Below are 14,202 nucleotides of genomic sequence, written 5' to 3'. Positions count from 1 at the left end.
AGCGGCTTTCTAGTTCGCGGCCCAGACCGATTCTGGCTGCGTCGTGCGGTTCTGGGAACGCAACTGGGTGGCCCGCGTCATGCTCGTCCGTCTGCTCTCTGTGCTGCGGAACGTCCTCGCCTGCGGTGGTCCGATGGACTTCTTGAGGCAGGTGGTGGCGCCAGCATCCCCTTTCACCGTTTGCAAGCGCGGGCCTCCAGGTGAAGACAGAAGGAAAACAGGGCTCACTGCACAAATAACTGGCGACCTGAGGCCGCAGTGCCTGGCCCCTGGGCCGTGTGGCCCAGAACTTACGCCTCCCTAAATTGGGTGAAGCTTAGCCGTGCCCCGGCCAGCTGAAAACCGGCGCGCCCAATATTGCGTTCGCTGGGGGTGCCGGGCGTGACGAATACGCTGGCCAGGGTCGCCCCAGCCAGCGCCGCCGCGTGCAGCCGCGCCGAGAGCAGTTCGGTTTGCACGCCCTGGCCCCGCGCTTCTGGCCGGGTGGACATGCCAAAAAGCGCGGCGACATTGTCTGTGACCTTTAGGGCAGCGCTGCCAGCGGGCTGTCCACCGCGCGTGGCCACAAACAGGCGGGTCTGTGCATTCTGGGCCACCACAGTCATGACGGTGGCGCTGCTCTCGCCAAAGCCCTGCGCCGACAGGGCGGCCCAGCCCAGCCTGTCGGCTGTTTCCTGCGTGTGGGTGGGCTGCGGGGGCAAGTCGGTCAGGTCGTGCAGGTAAGCGTGCAGCAGCCCCGAGCACTGGTAGCCCCGCGCCCGCAGGAGAGGCAGCGACGGCATGACCTCGGGCGACAGCAGATGAATCAGCGGGAGCTGGTCATGGAGAGCGCAAAAGGCCTCGAACGCGGCCAGGTCGTCGTTGGTGAGGGACAAGCCCCCGCCGTGCCAGGCGGAATTCAGAGGCAGCCCTGGCCCGGCGTAAGCGGCCCTCAGCGGCCCAAAAGCAGCCTGAATGTCCGCCTGGTGCGCCTGGGCTTCGGCGCGTGCCAGTCGGGCCAGGGCGTCGGGGGGCAGCGGCATGGTGCCAGGATAGTGTGACCGGATGGGGCCTGCGCTGGGGGCCCGAGAGTCGCCGGCGTCAGGAGGGCAGCGGCGCCCGCTCATCTGGCCCTGGGACAAGCTTCAGGCAGGTTTAAGCGGGCGCTGAGCTTGTGTGGCTTCTCGCCTTTGGAGGCGCGCTGCCCGTAGAGGATGACGTCATGCTCGCTTTCCATCCTCACCTGTTCGTGCGCATCGTCGAACTGGACGGCCCGCGCGCCCCCATGCCCAAGCCGCTGTCCAGCGGGTTTAACCCCCACCGCGCGTACCGGGTGCTGGGTGTCTACAACCCCTCGGAGTCCTCGGACGCCTACTTTATTCTGGCCAACGACCGCGACGAGATGTGGTTTATCTGCCAGCGTCACCTGCGGTTTGCGGGTCTGCACGACACGGCCGCGCATCATCTGGACTGGCCGTCGGAACATGCGTCAGCCGCTGACTGATCTGGACTCTGATTGAATTGGAGTGAAACCGGTGCAGCCTCGGTAGGCTGTGCAGCAGAATTGAAGAGCTTCGCCGAAGGGCGGGAAAGAGCACAACAGGTTCCGGGCGGGAAATAGGCAGATCGGTGATTTCCCGACCCATAAGGGTAACGGACGGCAGCGGCGAAAGCCGCCAAAGCAGGACTGGGGGGCCGCTGTCCCGCCCTGGTCCCAGTAGCCTGGGGCCCATGACCCAGTTGCCTGCCGCTCCTCTGTCCCGCGCATTCGTGTCCCTGATCGGTGCAGGGCCAGGTGACCCAGGGCTGCTGACGCTGCGCGGCCAGCAGGCGCTGGCCCAGGCGGATGTCGTGCTGTTCGACTATCTGGCCAATCCCGATCTGCTGCGCTGGTGCCCCCAGGCCGAGACCATCTATGTGGGCAAGAAAGGCTTTTCCGAGTACATCAGCCAGGAGCAGATCAGTGCGCTGCTGGTGGCCAAAGCGCAGGAGGGCGGTGGTCAGCGGGTGGCGCGCCTCAAGGGCGGCGACGTGTTTGTCTTCGGGCGTGGCGGCGAGGAAGCCGAAGCCTGTGTAGCGGCTGGCGTACCCTTTGAGGTCGTGCCGGGTGTCAGCAGCGCGATTGCCGCGCCGGCTTACGCGGGGATTCCTGTCACTCACCGGGAAGCGGCGCGTTCCTTCGCAGTGCTGACTGGCAACACCAAAGAGGGGGGCGCCCACTACGAACGCCTCTCCGGGGTAGACACCCTGATTCTGCTGATGGGCGTGCGGAACCTTGACCAGATTGCCGCCGACCTGATCGCGGCAGGAAGAGACCCCCAGACGCCGGCCGCCACCGTGCAGTGGGGCACCACGCCGCAGCAGCGGGCGGTGACGGGCACCCTGGCCACTATTGCCGACGTGGTGAGAGAGGCTGGTCTGGAAGCCCCGGCCGTCACGGTGGTGGGTGAGGTCGTGCGCCTGCGCGAGACCCTGCGCTGGTTTGACCAGACGCCCGGCTTTGGCGGTCCCCTGACTGGCAAGACCGTGGCCGTGACCCGCACCCGCGAAGGCGCCAGTGCCCTGGGAGATGTGCTGCGTGCGCGCGGCGCGGCGGTGCTGGAAGTGCCGCTCATCCGCTTTGCGCCGGGCACCGCGCCCGAACAGGTCGGAGCCTTGCTGAACGGCTTTTCGGGCTGGCTGCTGCTGACCAGCAATCAGGCGGTGCGCGCCCTGTTTGAGCTGCTTGAGGCGCGGGGGCTGGACGCCCGCGCCCTGGCTGGCGTGAAGCTGGCGGCGGTGGGCCCCAGCACCGCCCGCTCGCTGGCCGAACGGGGCCTGCGGGCGGACTTTGTGCCGTCTACCCCCGGCGCGCGCCACCTGGCCGCCGAACTCCCGGCCCAGCCCAGCGAGGCGGCCCTGCACCTGACCAGTCAGCTGGCCGAGGATGACCTGGAACGCGGCCTGAGTGTGCGCGGCGTCCAGTACCAGCGTGCCGAGCTGTACCGCACCGAACCGGCCCCTCTGGACGGCGGCACCCTGGCCCGCCTGCGCGCTGCCGATGTGGTCACCCTGGCCTCGGGCAGCGCGGCCCGGCACCTGGCGGCCCTGGCCGGCACCGATTTCCGGGTGGCGGCGATGGGCCCACAGACCGCCGACGCCGCGCGCGACGCAGGATTTGCCCAGGTGACGGTGGCCCGCGAAGCCACGTTGGAGGCGCTGGCCGACGCCGCTGCGGACGTGGTGGGCGGGGAGTAGGGCGTGGGCTCTGGGGTAGAGGAGAAGGCAGTCAAAAGGACCTGAAGCGCAGACCGGAGAGGAAGACAGGGGCGGTTCACACGCCATAGCCCCCATGCCACACTGCCCCCATGACCACACCATTTCGCTGGGGCATTCTGGGTGCGGCGCGGATTGCGCGGGCGCTGATTCCGGCCATTCGGGCGGCGGGGGGCGAGGTCACGGCGCTGGGCGTGCGTGACCCCCAGAGCGCCCACGCGCAGGCTTTTGCCCAGGAGTGGAACGTGCCGCTGGTCGGCGGCTACGCCGAGGTGGTGGCGGCCGATGTGGCCGCCATTTACAACCCCCTGCCCAATGACGCCCACCACCCCTGGACCCAGGCCGCGCTGCAAGCGGGCAAGCACGCCCTGACCGAGAAACCGCTGACCCTTAATGCCGCTGAGGCTGGGGCATTGGCTGAGGTGGCCGCCGCGTCCGGGCGCATCCTGCTCGAAGCGTTTGCCTACCGCTTTCAGCCGCACATCACGCGCATCCGTGAGGTCGTCGCCACCGAACTGGGCGAGGTGCGGGCGGTGCGCGGCGCCTTCGGGTTTCACCTGACCAACCCCGGCGATTTCCGGTGGCATGCGGCGCAGGGCGGCGGCGCGCTGTACGACGTGGGCACCTATCCGGTCAATCTGACCCGGCTGCTGCTGGGCGAACCGGCGGGGGTGGTGGCCTCGGCGCGCTGGACGGCAGGCGGCCCCGAACAGGGGGTGGACCTGGCCCTGAGTGGCGTGCTGGAGTACGGCTCGGCCCTGGCCAGCATTGACTGCGCCTTCGACTGGCCAGGCACCGCCCCGCAGCGCCTGAGCGTTCTTGGCACCCGCGGCACCCTGAGCGTGCAGGGCGGCTTTGACAGCCACACGCGGGCGCCGGTGACCCTGAACATTGAGGTGGACGGACAGGCCAGAGAGGAGACCTTTGGCCCCAGCAACGGCTACGCCCATATGGTGGCGCACCTTCAGCGTGCGGCGCGCGGCGAGGAGGCGCCCTTCTATCCGCCCAGCGACGCGGTGGCCCACGCCCGCGTGCTGGACGCGCTGTATGCGGCGGCGCGCACCGGGCAGCGGGTGGCCTTACCCAGCCTCTAGAATGCCCCGCATGACAGACCATTTGGCGGGCTGGCAGCCTGCGCCGGCTGGACACAAGCATGTGGTCAGCATCAGCCTGGGCAGCAGCGCCCGCAACGCCCGCGAGACCGTCACGGTGCTGGGGCAGCCGTTTGTCGTGGAGCGCATCGGCACCGATGGAGACGCCCGCAAGATGGCCGCGCTGTATCAGGCGCTGGACGGCCGGGTGGACGCCTTTGGGCTGGGCGGGGCTGACCTGTACGTGATTGCAGGCGACAAGAAATACGTCTTTAACAACGTTCGCAAGCTGGTGGCCAACGCCCGGCAGACGCCTGTCCTGGACGGCAGCGGCCTGAAAAACACCCTGGAACGCGACGCCATTGCCCAGCTGGACGGTCTGCTGGGCTGGCGCACGCAGAAGGTGCTGATGGTGTCGGCGGTGGACCGCTTCGGCATGGCCGAGGCGCTGGCCGACCACGGCGCAGATGTGGTGTACGGCGACCTCGTGTTCGGGCTGAATGTGGACCGGCCCCTGCGGTCTATCGGGGCGCTGCGCCGGGTGGCCGGCCTGGTGCTGCCGGTGCTGACCAAGTTGCCGCAGGACTGGTTTTATCCCACAGGCAAGAAACAGGAACAGAGCGTGGAAGGCAAGGGCACGAAATACTACGCCTGGGCCGATGTGATTGCCGGAGATACCCATTACGCCAAGCGCTACGCCCCCCAGAACCTGAGTGGCAAGACGATCCTGACCCAGACGATTACCGCCGCTGACCGCGAATGGATGAAGGCGCGCGGCGTGCGGCGCCTGGTCACCACCACGCCGCGCATGGGCCAGCGCAACTTCGCCACCAACGTCCTGGAGGCCATGTTCGTCGCCCTGAGTGGGCAGCGGGCCGCTCTGAGTGGGCCGGCCTATCTGGACTACATCCGGCAGGTGGGCTTCAAGCCAGAAGTCAACGAGCTGTAAGGCGGCGGCTCTGGCAGAGCAGACCAGTTCCGCGCACCCCTCAATTCTGTTGGCGCCGCTGACGCTCTCGGTCACCGCATACGGATTCCGTTTGTTTGGTTGACACATCGGGAAAACGCCGATTTGCTAACTCCACGTCTGAAACCCGTTGTTCTCCTTTTCGCTCTGCTGCGCCGCTTTGCAAGTCCGCTCGGATGTTATCGTTGTTGCCAACGATTCAACTGGAGTCCGTCTCATTCCTGCCGGAGTGGTTGAGGGCTCTGCTCTCAGCGCAGGCTATCCAGCGCGGCCGTCAGGGGTTTGAGGTACTTCGGGTACTGGGCCTTCGTGGCGTTGGCCGTCACGATCAGCAGGCCGCCGGGCACCGGCACAGCGCGCAGGTCGTTGTAAATGGGCGTGTCCAGGCCGCTCACCCAGAAACGCAGCACCACCCATGACCGCTCGCCCAGTTTCTGAACGCTGTGACTTTCCCAGCGGAAGCCCGGCGCGCCCTGCACCGAGCGTTCCAGGACGCTTTGCAGTTCTCCCAGGTCGGCAGGCACCTGGGCGCGGCGTACGGCAAAAGCGATATTTACGTCCCAGTGTGGGCCGGGCGTGGAATACACGGCAGCGGGCGGCGTGCCGCGCGAGTATTTGAGCTTCAGGATGTCCGGCGGCATCTTGACAAAGCCGGCGGGCACAGTGAACTGGACATTCGTGCCCGGTACGGTCACGGGCGCGGCGTGGGCTGACACAGACAGGACAGTCAGCAGCAAAGCAGGCAGGACGCGGCGCATGGTCCCAGTCTAGAGTCCGGTGCGCCGGGCCAGGCCTGTGTCCAGCCAGAGCCCTTCTTTACCGGCAGAACACCTCGGCCCAGTCGGGAAACTGCGGACTGACCCGTAGCAACTGCATCAGTGCCGTGCCGGGGCGGGTGTACCAGAGGTCACCGTGCCCGTGGGCGTCTGGGGCTCGGGCCAGGCGCCGCGTGGCGTCGTGCAAGAGGTACGCCAGCAGGCGTAGAGGCGCCGCCTCGCCCAGCACGCCCGGCGCCTCATCTTCATAACCGCGCCATAGGTCCGGGGCCGCCAGGGGACCGCCGTAACACAGGTCCAGCGCCGGGTCGCCCCATCCGGCGTCCCCCCAGTCAATCAGGGCAGTGACGGCGCCGCCCTCTGTCACCATCAGGTTGCCCGGATGCAGGTCATTGTGCAAAAAGGCCGGCTGGAGGGGCGGCGAGGTCTCCCGCAGCAGACGGTCCACGGTATCGGCGGTCCACCTGGCTTCGGCGCGGCTCAGGTGTCCGCCGTCCAGCACCCGGACCATTACTTGCGCTGTGTCCGGCGGAGTGATGACCTCCAGCAAGCCCTGAGGGTCATCCACGCTGCTCACCCCAGCATGTAGCCGCGCCAGTGCCCGGCCCGCCGCTTGCCACGCCCGGCGCAGGCGGGGGTCGCCGTGGGCCCAGCCGCAAGAGTCCAGACTCTGCCCTGGCGCAAGGGCATAGACCGTGACCGGGGCGTCCAGCACGGCGCGGCTGTTGTCGAAGATCAGGAGGTCCGGCGTGTTGACGCCGGTGCGGACTGCCGCCGGGACGGCCACGCTTTCGGTCAGGGTGTCCTCGTCGTCGCCGGGCATGGGCACGCGCAGCACCACGGGCTGCCCCGCCCGCCGGGCGAGATACACCCGGTTGACAATGCCCCTGCTGGGCAGACGGGTCAGAGGGCTGTCCAGGCCGTACCGCTCGGCGAAAGCCTGCAGTTCGGTCGCGCTGAGGTCAGGCAGGGCCGGCATCCCATCAGTGTCTGGTGGACAGGGGGGCCAGGGCCTGCGCCAGATGGCGGATACACTGCGCCTTATGCAGGCTCTGGTAGACGCGATTCGGCAGCAGGGCGAGGTGCTGCCCGGCGGCATTCTGAAGGTAGACGGGCTGGTAAATCACCAGCTGCTTCCTGGGCTGACGCGCGAGATGGGCGAGACCTTTGCCCGTCACTTCGCCCCGCTGCGTCCCAACAAGATTGTGACCATCGAGGTCAGCGGGATTGCCCCGGCCATCGCCACCGCCATGACGCTGGGCGTGCCACTGGTGTACGCCCGCAAGAAAAAGCCGGTGACCATGAAAGAGCCGATTTTCACGGCCCAGTCGGTCAGCCGTACCAAAGGCGGAGTCGTGGACCTCTTTGTCAGCAGCGAGTTTCTGGGCCCTGCCGACCGCGTGGTGGTCATTGACGATTTTCTGGCCTCGGGGGGCACGCTGCGCGCCCTGGTGGGCATGCTGGCCCAGAGCGGGGCGCAGCTGCTGGGTATCGGCTGCGTCGTGGAAAAACAGTTTGAGGGCGGCCGTGAGAAGCTGGCTGACCTGGGTGTACCCATTCATACGCTGGCAAACATTGTGCAGATGGACAGAGGACTGGAAGTGGTGAGTGGAAAGTAGGGAGTGGCGGCCAGAGAATATGACCTGTAAAGAAGGCAGAGGCCTGACACGACATGGTGACCGCGCAGAGGAGGCCCATTTCTCACAGCCCACCCGCCCCACCTAACGCCCGTTTGGATACCATGGGCCGCATGACACAGCCCGGCACCGAACTTCAGGAACTCATCGCGGCGATGGAGCAGCGCCGCACGAAAGTCGAGCAGGGCGGCGGCCCCGAACGCCTGAAAAAACAGAAGCAGGGCGGCAAATTGACCGCCCGTGAGCGCATTGACGCCCTGCTGGACCCCGGCAGCTTTCTGGAAATGGGCACCTTCGTGGAACACCGGGGCGGGCGGCTGATGCAGGGCGTCGAGGCCCCCGGCGAAGGGGTGGTGACAGGCCGGGGCACGGTTGACGGCCGGCAGGTGTTTGTCTTTTCTCAGGACTTTACGGTGCTGGGCGGGTCCCTGGGCAAGATGAACGCTGCGAAGGTCACGAAGGTGATGGACCTGGCCGCCAAGACGGGTTGCCCCGTCATCGGCCTGAACGACAGCGCGGGCGCCCGCATTCAGGAAGGGGTGGACAGCCTGTCGGGCTACGGCGAGATTTTTTATCGCAACGCCATCTATTCGGGCGCCATTCCGCAGATCAGCGCGATTCTGGGGCCATGCGCGGGGGGCGCTGTATATTCCCCGGCCCTGACCGACTTCATCCTGATGAGCGAGGGTAGCAGCTACATGTTCATCACGGGGCCGGAAGTCATCAAGTCCGTCACGCGCGAAGACGTGACCTTTGACCAGCTGGGCGGCGCGGATGTGCATACCCGCAAGAGCGGCGTGGCCCACCTGGAATACGACGGCGATGAGGCGGTGCTGAGGGGCGTGCGGGACCTGCTGGGCTACCTGCCGCAAAACGCGCACGAGAAGGCGCCGGCTCACCCCACCAGCGACCCGGTGACCCGCACCACCGAAAAGCTGCTGGACATCGTCGTGCCCGATCAGCGCAAGCCCTACCCCATGCACGACGTCATTCACGAACTTGTGGATGACGGCACCTTCTTGGAAATCCAGCCAGGCTGGGCCAAAAACATAGTGGTGGGGTTCGCGCGTCTAGGCGGAGAGTCGGTGGGCATCGTGGCGAACAACCCCCGCGTCATGGCCGGCACCCTGAACATTGACGCCAGCGACAAGGCGGCGCGCTTTATCCGCACCTGCGACTGCTACAACATCCCCATCCTGACGCTGGTGGACGTGACCGGCTTCCTGCCCGGCGTGGCCCAGGAACACGCGGGCATCATCCGTCACGGCGCCAAGATGCTGTACGCCTATGCCGAGGCCACCGTCCCCAAAATCACCCTGATTACCCGCAAGAGTTACGGCGGCGCGTATCTCGCCATGAACAGCCGGGACATGGGCGCCGACGTGGTGTATGCCTGGCCCACAGCGGCGGTGGCCGTGATGGGGGCCGAGGGAGCCGCCAATATCGTCTACCGCCGTGAGATTGCCGCCAGCGAGAACCCCGAGGCCACCCGCGCCCAGAAGATTGCTGACTACAAAGACGCCTTTGACAACCCCTATGTAGCGGCCAGCAAGGGTTACATTGACGATGTCATTCCGATGGAAGACACGCGCCGCGTCCTCATTCAGACCTTTGAGATGCTGCGTGACAAGGAAGAGACGAGGCCCTACAAGAAGCACGGGAACATACCGCTGTAATTGGGGTTGTGGAGAGTGGTGAGTAGGAAGTGGGAACGGGCGCAGCCTCAGTCCACTAACCACTCTCCACGTCCCACTTACCCTCCGCGCATCTGAGCGCGGCAGACTGGCAGCCATGACCAGCAAATATGCCAAACCCACCGACGCCGAACTGCGCGAGCGGCTGACGCCCACCCAGTACCAGGTCACGCAGCATGAAGGCACCGAGCGGGCCTTTACGGGTGAGTTCTGGGACCATACCGAAGAGGGCATCTACGTGGACGTGGTCAGCGGAGAACCGCTGTTTTCGAGCCTGGACAAATACGACGCCGGGTGCGGCTGGCCCAGCTTCACCCGCCCCATTCCCAGCGTGGCCCTGACCGAAAACACCGATTATAAGATTGGTTACGCCCGTACTGAGGTCCGTTCGCAGGGGGCAGACTCGCACCTGGGGCATGTGTTTCCCGACGGCCCGCAGGAACACGGGGGCCTGCGGTACTGCATCAATTCAGCGTCGCTGCGCTTTGTGCCGGTCTCGGAACTGGAGACCCAGGGGTATGGGGAATACCGCTCCCTGTTTGGGCAGTAAGACGGGGTCGGATTGAATCATTGACCGAAATGGTTCAGTCCAACCAGAGGGACTCGCAGAACTGCGCTGCCCTGAAGGAAAAGAGGCGGGCTGACGAGCGTAGAGTGCGAAAGAAGGCTCTGTCCCGAGTTGCAGACGGAATCCGTAAAAAACCAAAGAGGAGAGGGAGGCGCGCACGTCGCCTCCCTCTCGTTTGTGGCTGCCTTTACCGGGCGGCGCCGAAATCCTGCACCCAGTAGTGGCCGTAGCTGCCGCCCTGTGCGTAGCCGACCCCCAGTTCCTTGTAACTGGCGCTCATGATGTTCTTGCAGTGGCCCTCACTCTTGAGCCAGCCAGCCACCACGCTTTCGGGCGTGGCCTGGCCGGCGGCGATGTTCTCGGCCACCGTGCGCCACGCATAGCCCGCCGCCGTGATGCGCTGCGAGAAGGTGCGGCCATCCTTGCTGGTGTGGCTGAAGTAGTTCTGGGCCGCCATGTCGCTGGCATGGCCCTGGGCCGCTTGGCTGAGCTGAGCATTCAGGGTCAGGGCTGGCGCGGCAGCGTAAGCGGTGGCGCCGCAGGTCGCGCCTGTGGCACGCGCCGCGTTGGTCAGGTCCAGCACCCGCTGGGCAAAGCCAGGCGCTGGGGGAGGGGTGGGCGTGGGCGCTGGGGCTGTGGGGGCCGTCACCGTCACCGGAAAGTCCAGAAAAGAGCCGGGGCTCCGGGTCAGGGCGGCACGCACCGTGGTGCTGCCAGTCCCAGTGGCGGTGACCAGGCCGCTGGGGCTCACCGTGGCCACGGCGGCGTTCCGGGTGGTCCAGGTCAGCTGCCCAGGTTGCGGCGCCTGCCCGCCCACGGTCACGCGCAGTTGCAGGGTTTGCCCGGCACTCAGCGTGATGGGTGTAGCGACGGCCTGCGCGGCTAGGGTCTCGGGGTCTGCGCCCGGCGTGCCTGTGACGGGAGCAGCCGGGGTTTCGACGACTGGACTGCTGGGCGCACTGCCACAGGCAGCGAGGGTCAACAGCAGGCCCAGGCTGGCCCCGCACAGCAACGCTTTGGTCATGCTGTCATTAAACCGGCATGAAGCCCAGCTTCACGTGAGATGAAATTACTCATTTCTCACCGCTGGTTGCTTGCCGTATTCGCGCAGGAAAAGCGTCTCTTTGCGTAAATCTTCACACCGTGTTTTTCTCACCATTTACAAATGGAACAGGCTTGATGAGGCCAAAAACCTCACACTTTGAGGAGGCTGAAGTGAAGTTCCTGGCTTTCACCGAGACTCAGACCTGAGTGATCGGGCAGAGCCACCTGAACTGAATCGCCCAGGCCAGCCGCGCTGTCCAGCATTGCCGATCCCACCTCATCGTCAGGGGCGCCCCAGAGCAGGGCCGCGCCGCCTTCTGGCCGGGCTTGCCACAGCAGAGCGCCCACCGGCACGCTGCTGCGGTAGGCCAGGAGGGGCAGGTAAGACCGCTCGTCTTCCAGCCGCGCGGCCAGGTGGCGGCCCAGGGCCGGCCCCCACTCGGGCGTGCCGTATACGCCAGCCAGCACCCCGGCCCAGGTGCCCAGATGGAGGCGTGACAGCTGCTCGACGACCACCTCATTCCCGGCCCTGTCTCCTGGGTGCCAGAGGCCCAGCCGCAGGCGGGCAACAGGCTGACTGTTCGGGACCGGCGCCGCGCCCACCACCAGCACCGGCTGCCCCTGTCCCTCGTGCCAGTCGCGCACCGCTTCAAGGTCCACCCCGCTCCTGTCTTCGGGAAGGTAGGTGGCGTTCAGGGCCAGCACGTTCACGGCGGGGGTCAGCAGTGTGGCGGCGCCGCCCTGCTCACGCTGGAGGGTCGAGAGGGGCGCGTGAAACGCCAGCAGACTGGCCAGAGCAGGCGGCAGCATGGCCCGAGGCTAGAGCATGGGCGCCGGCAGACAGGCCGAGTCTCAAGCCCATGCAGGGCGGCGCCACATCTTTGGCGCGGCGCGGCGTGCTGCCATGCAGACCACAGGAGGTTGTTATGTCCACACACCCGTCTCGCCATCATCCTGCCCCGGCGCCGCCTCGCTGGGCCGCGCTGGCCCTGAGCGGCCTGGCCGGCGCCCTGACCGTGACGCTCCTCAATGAAGGCGTGCGCCGCGTGTTGCCCCACGCCCCGCGCATGGACGTGCTGGGCGAGCGCGCGCTGACGGCGGGTCTGGAAGCCGCCGGCACCCAGCCGCCCCAGGGCGGCGCCCTGTATGCAGCGACCCTGGCCGCCGATCTGGCATCCAACACCATCTTCTACGCTCTGGCTGGTTTAGGCGGCGCGGCGCGGGCGCCCGGTGTGGGGACTGCACTGGGGCTGGTGTCAGGAGTAGGCGGCGCAGCCCTGCCGCCCCATGTGGGCCTGGGCCACCAACCAGACGAGCGCCCGCAAACGCTGCTGCTGACCGTGGCGTGGTACGCATTGGGGGGCCTGGCCGCCGGCCTGGTGTACCGGGCGGTCGAAGGCGACAGGGAGCGCGAGCGGCCGAACGGCGGCGCTTGACCGGCTGCTGCGGCGGACTCCAACTGAACCGCCCGCGCAAGCGATTCAATTCGAGCGGACTTGCAAAGCTCTGCAGCAGAGCGAGAAGGAGAACCACGGGTTCGGACGTGGAGTTGGCAAAGCGGCTCTCTCCCGATTTGTCAACTGGAATCCGTATAGGGCAGCGCTCAGCTGATTCATTGGCCAACATCAAAAGGCCCCTGACGCGAATGGTCAGGGGCCCTTTGATGTGGCAGGGGCTTAATTCCAGCGGCCGCCGCGCTGCTGGCGGGTTTCGGGTTCGGGGGCGGCATACAGTTCCTCGGCGCGCGAGAGCTTCTTGCGGCCATATAGGCCCTCAAGCACAAACTCGGCGGCGCTGACGCGCACGGCGTCGTCGGCGCTGCTGGCCACCTCGGCGGCCAGGTCGGTCAGGCCTGGCACCTCGCGCGTGGCCTTAAGGGCCTCGGCCGCGTCGCCCCCCTGGGGAAAGCGGAAGACGTTGCCGTTCTCAAACCACTTTTCGAGGTCGCGGGTGTTGGCGCTGCCGTACAGACGGGCGTAGGCCGCGCCCGCCGCCTTGCGAATCACGTCGCGGGCCACGCTGTCGGCGCCCTTCAGTTCGCCCTCGTATTCCAGTTCCATCTTGCCGGTGATGGCCGGCAGGCCCGCGTATACGTCGCTGACTCGCACCACCGGGGCGCCGTCACCCAGCAGGCTACGGCGCTCGGCGTTGGCGGCGGCCACTTCCATCAGGGAAATCGGCAGGCGCTGCGAGACGCCGCTGAGCTTGTCCACGCGGCCGTCCTCGCGGGCCTGGAAGGCGATTTCTTCAATCAGTTCGGCCATAAAGGGCGGCACCACCACAGAGGGCGCGCGCACCGCTTCCTGCGCCGTGATGTCCATGCCCAGGCGCACGTCGGTGGGGTAGTGGGTGCGAATCTCGCTGCCGATGCGGTCCTTGAGGGGCGTGACAATCTTGCCGCGCGCCGTGTAGTCCTCGGGGTTGGCCGAGAAGACCAGCATCACGTCCAGTTCCAGGCGAATGGGGTAGCCCTTAATCTGCACGTCGCCTTCTTGCAGGATGTTAAACAGCGCCACCTGCACCTTGGGGGCCAGGTCGGCCAGCTCGTTCACCGCAAAGATGCCCCGGTTGGCGCGCGGCAGCAGGCCAAAGTGCATGGAGCGCACGTCGCCCAGGCTGGTGCCCAGGCGCGCGGCCTTGATGGGGTCTACGTCGCCCACGAGGTCAGCCACGGTCACGTCGGGGGTGGCCAGCTTCTCGACGTAGCGGTCGGCGCGCGGCAGCCAGCGGATGGGCAGGCTCAGGCCGTGTGCTTCCAGCAGGTGCCGGCCCTCGGCGCCCACCGGGTTCAGGGGGTCGTCGGGCATGTCGGCGCCGTCAATGATAGGCACGTCTTCGTCGAGGAGGTCCGTGATGGCGCGCAGGATGCGGCTCTTGGCCTGGCCGCGCAGTCCCAGCAGGATAAAGTTCTGCCGCGCCAGCAGGGCGTTCACCAGCTGCGGAATCACGGTGTCGTCGTAGCCCACCACGCCGGGAAACAGGGTCTCGCCCGCGCGCAGTTTGCGCGTGAGGTTGTCCCGCACCTCGTCCTGCACCAGTCTGATTTTTCCGTCGAACGGCTGGCGCCCGGCGTACTCCGGCGTGTCCAGCAGTTCCCCTAATGTCCTTGCTCTGGCAGTCACCGTCATGATGCGCGCAAACGTATCACGCGCGCCCGGCGTGGAATGTGCGCCTTTCTGGCAATGTCGGAT

Annotated in this window: 14 protein-coding genes; 8 read left to right on the top strand and 6 right to left on the bottom strand. The window is 66.8% G+C overall.

The features are described from left to right. Positions 1-290: 290 nt before the first annotated feature. Complete coding sequence (locus GO986_RS00535) at positions 291-1,022, bottom strand: GNAT family N-acetyltransferase (protein WP_157457282.1); 732 nt, start codon at positions 1,020-1,022, stop codon at positions 291-293. Between the two features lie 179 nt (positions 1,023-1,201). Between GO986_RS00535 and GO986_RS00530 the strand changes: the two genes are divergently transcribed. The 4 genes from GO986_RS00530 to GO986_RS00515 all read left to right on the top strand — a co-directional run bounded on the left by GO986_RS00530 (position 1,202) and on the right by GO986_RS00515 (position 5,274). Continuing rightward, positions 1,202-1,483: a hypothetical protein gene (locus tag GO986_RS00530; RefSeq protein WP_157457281.1), complete on the top strand. Its 282-nt coding sequence runs from the start codon at positions 1,202-1,204 to the stop codon at positions 1,481-1,483. A gap of 227 nt (positions 1,484-1,710) precedes the next feature. Then, entirely contained in the window at positions 1,711-3,216 is a 1,506-nt protein-coding gene (gene cobA, locus GO986_RS00525; protein ID WP_157457280.1) for a uroporphyrinogen-III C-methyltransferase, read from the top strand. 110 nt (positions 3,217-3,326) lie between these two features. Then, positions 3,327-4,328: a Gfo/Idh/MocA family protein gene (locus tag GO986_RS00520; RefSeq protein WP_157457279.1), complete on the top strand. Its 1,002-nt coding sequence runs from the start codon at positions 3,327-3,329 to the stop codon at positions 4,326-4,328. A gap of 10 nt (positions 4,329-4,338) precedes the next feature. Beyond that, a complete protein-coding gene (locus tag GO986_RS00515) occupies positions 4,339-5,274 on the top strand; it encodes a DUF8754 domain-containing protein (RefSeq protein ID WP_198170337.1) in 936 nt (311 codons plus the stop codon). 266 nt (positions 5,275-5,540) lie between these two features. Here the strand turns inward: GO986_RS00515 and GO986_RS00510 are convergent, their stop codons facing one another. Both GO986_RS00510 and GO986_RS00505 read right to left on the bottom strand, forming a co-directional pair. Beyond that, entirely contained in the window at positions 5,541-6,050 is a 510-nt protein-coding gene (locus tag GO986_RS00510; protein WP_157457278.1) for a hypothetical protein, read from the bottom strand. Between the two features lie 58 nt (positions 6,051-6,108). Continuing rightward, the gene (locus tag GO986_RS00505) at positions 6,109-7,047 is read right to left on the bottom strand and encodes a phosphotransferase family protein (RefSeq protein WP_198170336.1); all 939 of its coding nucleotides are present in this window, start codon (positions 7,045-7,047) and stop codon (positions 6,109-6,111) included. 64 nt (positions 7,048-7,111) lie between these two features. Between GO986_RS00505 and xpt the strand changes: the two genes are divergently transcribed. The 3 genes from xpt (at position 7,112) to msrB (ending at position 9,949) form a co-directional block, all read left to right on the top strand. Continuing rightward, the gene (gene xpt, locus GO986_RS00500; protein ID WP_157457276.1) at positions 7,112-7,687 is read left to right on the top strand and encodes a xanthine phosphoribosyltransferase; all 576 of its coding nucleotides are present in this window, start codon (positions 7,112-7,114) and stop codon (positions 7,685-7,687) included. A 131-nt stretch (positions 7,688-7,818) separates the two neighbouring features. Continuing rightward, a complete protein-coding gene (locus tag GO986_RS00495; RefSeq protein WP_157457275.1) occupies positions 7,819-9,381 on the top strand; it encodes an acyl-CoA carboxylase subunit beta in 1,563 nt (520 codons plus the stop codon). A 115-nt stretch (positions 9,382-9,496) separates the two neighbouring features. Beyond that, positions 9,497-9,949, top strand: a complete 453-nt coding sequence (msrB, locus tag GO986_RS00490) for a peptide-methionine (R)-S-oxide reductase MsrB (protein ID WP_157457274.1) — start codon at positions 9,497-9,499, stop codon at positions 9,947-9,949. Positions 9,950-10,154: 205 nt separating this feature from the next. On the opposite strand, the gene GO986_RS00485 is transcribed toward msrB, so the two are convergent. Next, positions 10,155-10,991, bottom strand: a complete 837-nt coding sequence (locus GO986_RS00485; protein WP_157457273.1) for a CAP domain-containing protein — start codon at positions 10,989-10,991, stop codon at positions 10,155-10,157. A 170-nt stretch (positions 10,992-11,161) separates the two neighbouring features. Continuing rightward, positions 11,162-11,821, bottom strand: a complete 660-nt coding sequence (locus GO986_RS00480) for a hypothetical protein (protein ID WP_157457272.1) — start codon at positions 11,819-11,821, stop codon at positions 11,162-11,164. A 116-nt stretch (positions 11,822-11,937) separates the two neighbouring features. On the opposite strand from GO986_RS00480, the gene GO986_RS00475 reads away from it, so the two are divergent. Continuing rightward, a complete protein-coding gene (locus GO986_RS00475; protein WP_198170335.1) occupies positions 11,938-12,447 on the top strand; it encodes a hypothetical protein in 510 nt (169 codons plus the stop codon). Positions 12,448-12,687: 240 nt separating this feature from the next. Here GO986_RS00475 and GO986_RS00470 read toward each other — a convergent pair whose 3' ends face one another. Beyond that, complete coding sequence (locus GO986_RS00470) at positions 12,688-14,139, bottom strand: sigma 54-interacting transcriptional regulator (RefSeq protein ID WP_157457271.1); 1,452 nt, start codon at positions 14,137-14,139, stop codon at positions 12,688-12,690. Positions 14,140-14,202 lie beyond the last annotated feature (63 nt).

This window comes from Deinococcus arboris (assembly GCF_009755355.1).
GTDB lineage: Bacteria > Deinococcota > Deinococci > Deinococcales > Deinococcaceae > Deinococcus > Deinococcus betulae.
The sequence above is the reverse complement of the archived record's forward strand: the minus strand, read 5'-3'. Positions and strand labels throughout refer to the sequence as shown.

Coding starts and splice junctions, on each gene's coding strand:
- GO986_RS00535 (WP_157457282.1), bottom strand. CDS start 1,022: ATGCCGCTGCCCCCCGACGCCCTGGCCCGACTGGCACGCGCCGAAGCC.
- GO986_RS00530 (WP_157457281.1), top strand. CDS start 1,202: ATGCTCGCTTTCCATCCTCACCTGTTCGTGCGCATCGTCGAACTGGAC.
- cobA (WP_157457280.1), top strand. CDS start 1,711: ATGACCCAGTTGCCTGCCGCTCCTCTGTCCCGCGCATTCGTGTCCCTG.
- GO986_RS00520 (WP_157457279.1), top strand. CDS start 3,327: ATGACCACACCATTTCGCTGGGGCATTCTGGGTGCGGCGCGGATTGCG.
- GO986_RS00515 (WP_198170337.1), top strand. CDS start 4,339: ATGACAGACCATTTGGCGGGCTGGCAGCCTGCGCCGGCTGGACACAAG.
- GO986_RS00510 (WP_157457278.1), bottom strand. CDS start 6,050: ATGCGCCGCGTCCTGCCTGCTTTGCTGCTGACTGTCCTGTCTGTGTCA.
- GO986_RS00505 (WP_198170336.1), bottom strand. CDS start 7,047: ATGCCGGCCCTGCCTGACCTCAGCGCGACCGAACTGCAGGCTTTCGCC.
- xpt (WP_157457276.1), top strand. CDS start 7,112: ATGCAGGCTCTGGTAGACGCGATTCGGCAGCAGGGCGAGGTGCTGCCC.
- GO986_RS00495 (WP_157457275.1), top strand. CDS start 7,819: ATGACACAGCCCGGCACCGAACTTCAGGAACTCATCGCGGCGATGGAG.
- msrB (WP_157457274.1), top strand. CDS start 9,497: ATGACCAGCAAATATGCCAAACCCACCGACGCCGAACTGCGCGAGCGG.
- GO986_RS00485 (WP_157457273.1), bottom strand. CDS start 10,991: ATGACCAAAGCGTTGCTGTGCGGGGCCAGCCTGGGCCTGCTGTTGACC.
- GO986_RS00480 (WP_157457272.1), bottom strand. CDS start 11,821: ATGCTGCCGCCTGCTCTGGCCAGTCTGCTGGCGTTTCACGCGCCCCTC.
- GO986_RS00475 (WP_198170335.1), top strand. CDS start 11,938: ATGTCCACACACCCGTCTCGCCATCATCCTGCCCCGGCGCCGCCTCGC.
- GO986_RS00470 (WP_157457271.1), bottom strand. CDS start 14,139: ATGACGGTGACTGCCAGAGCAAGGACATTAGGGGAACTGCTGGACACG.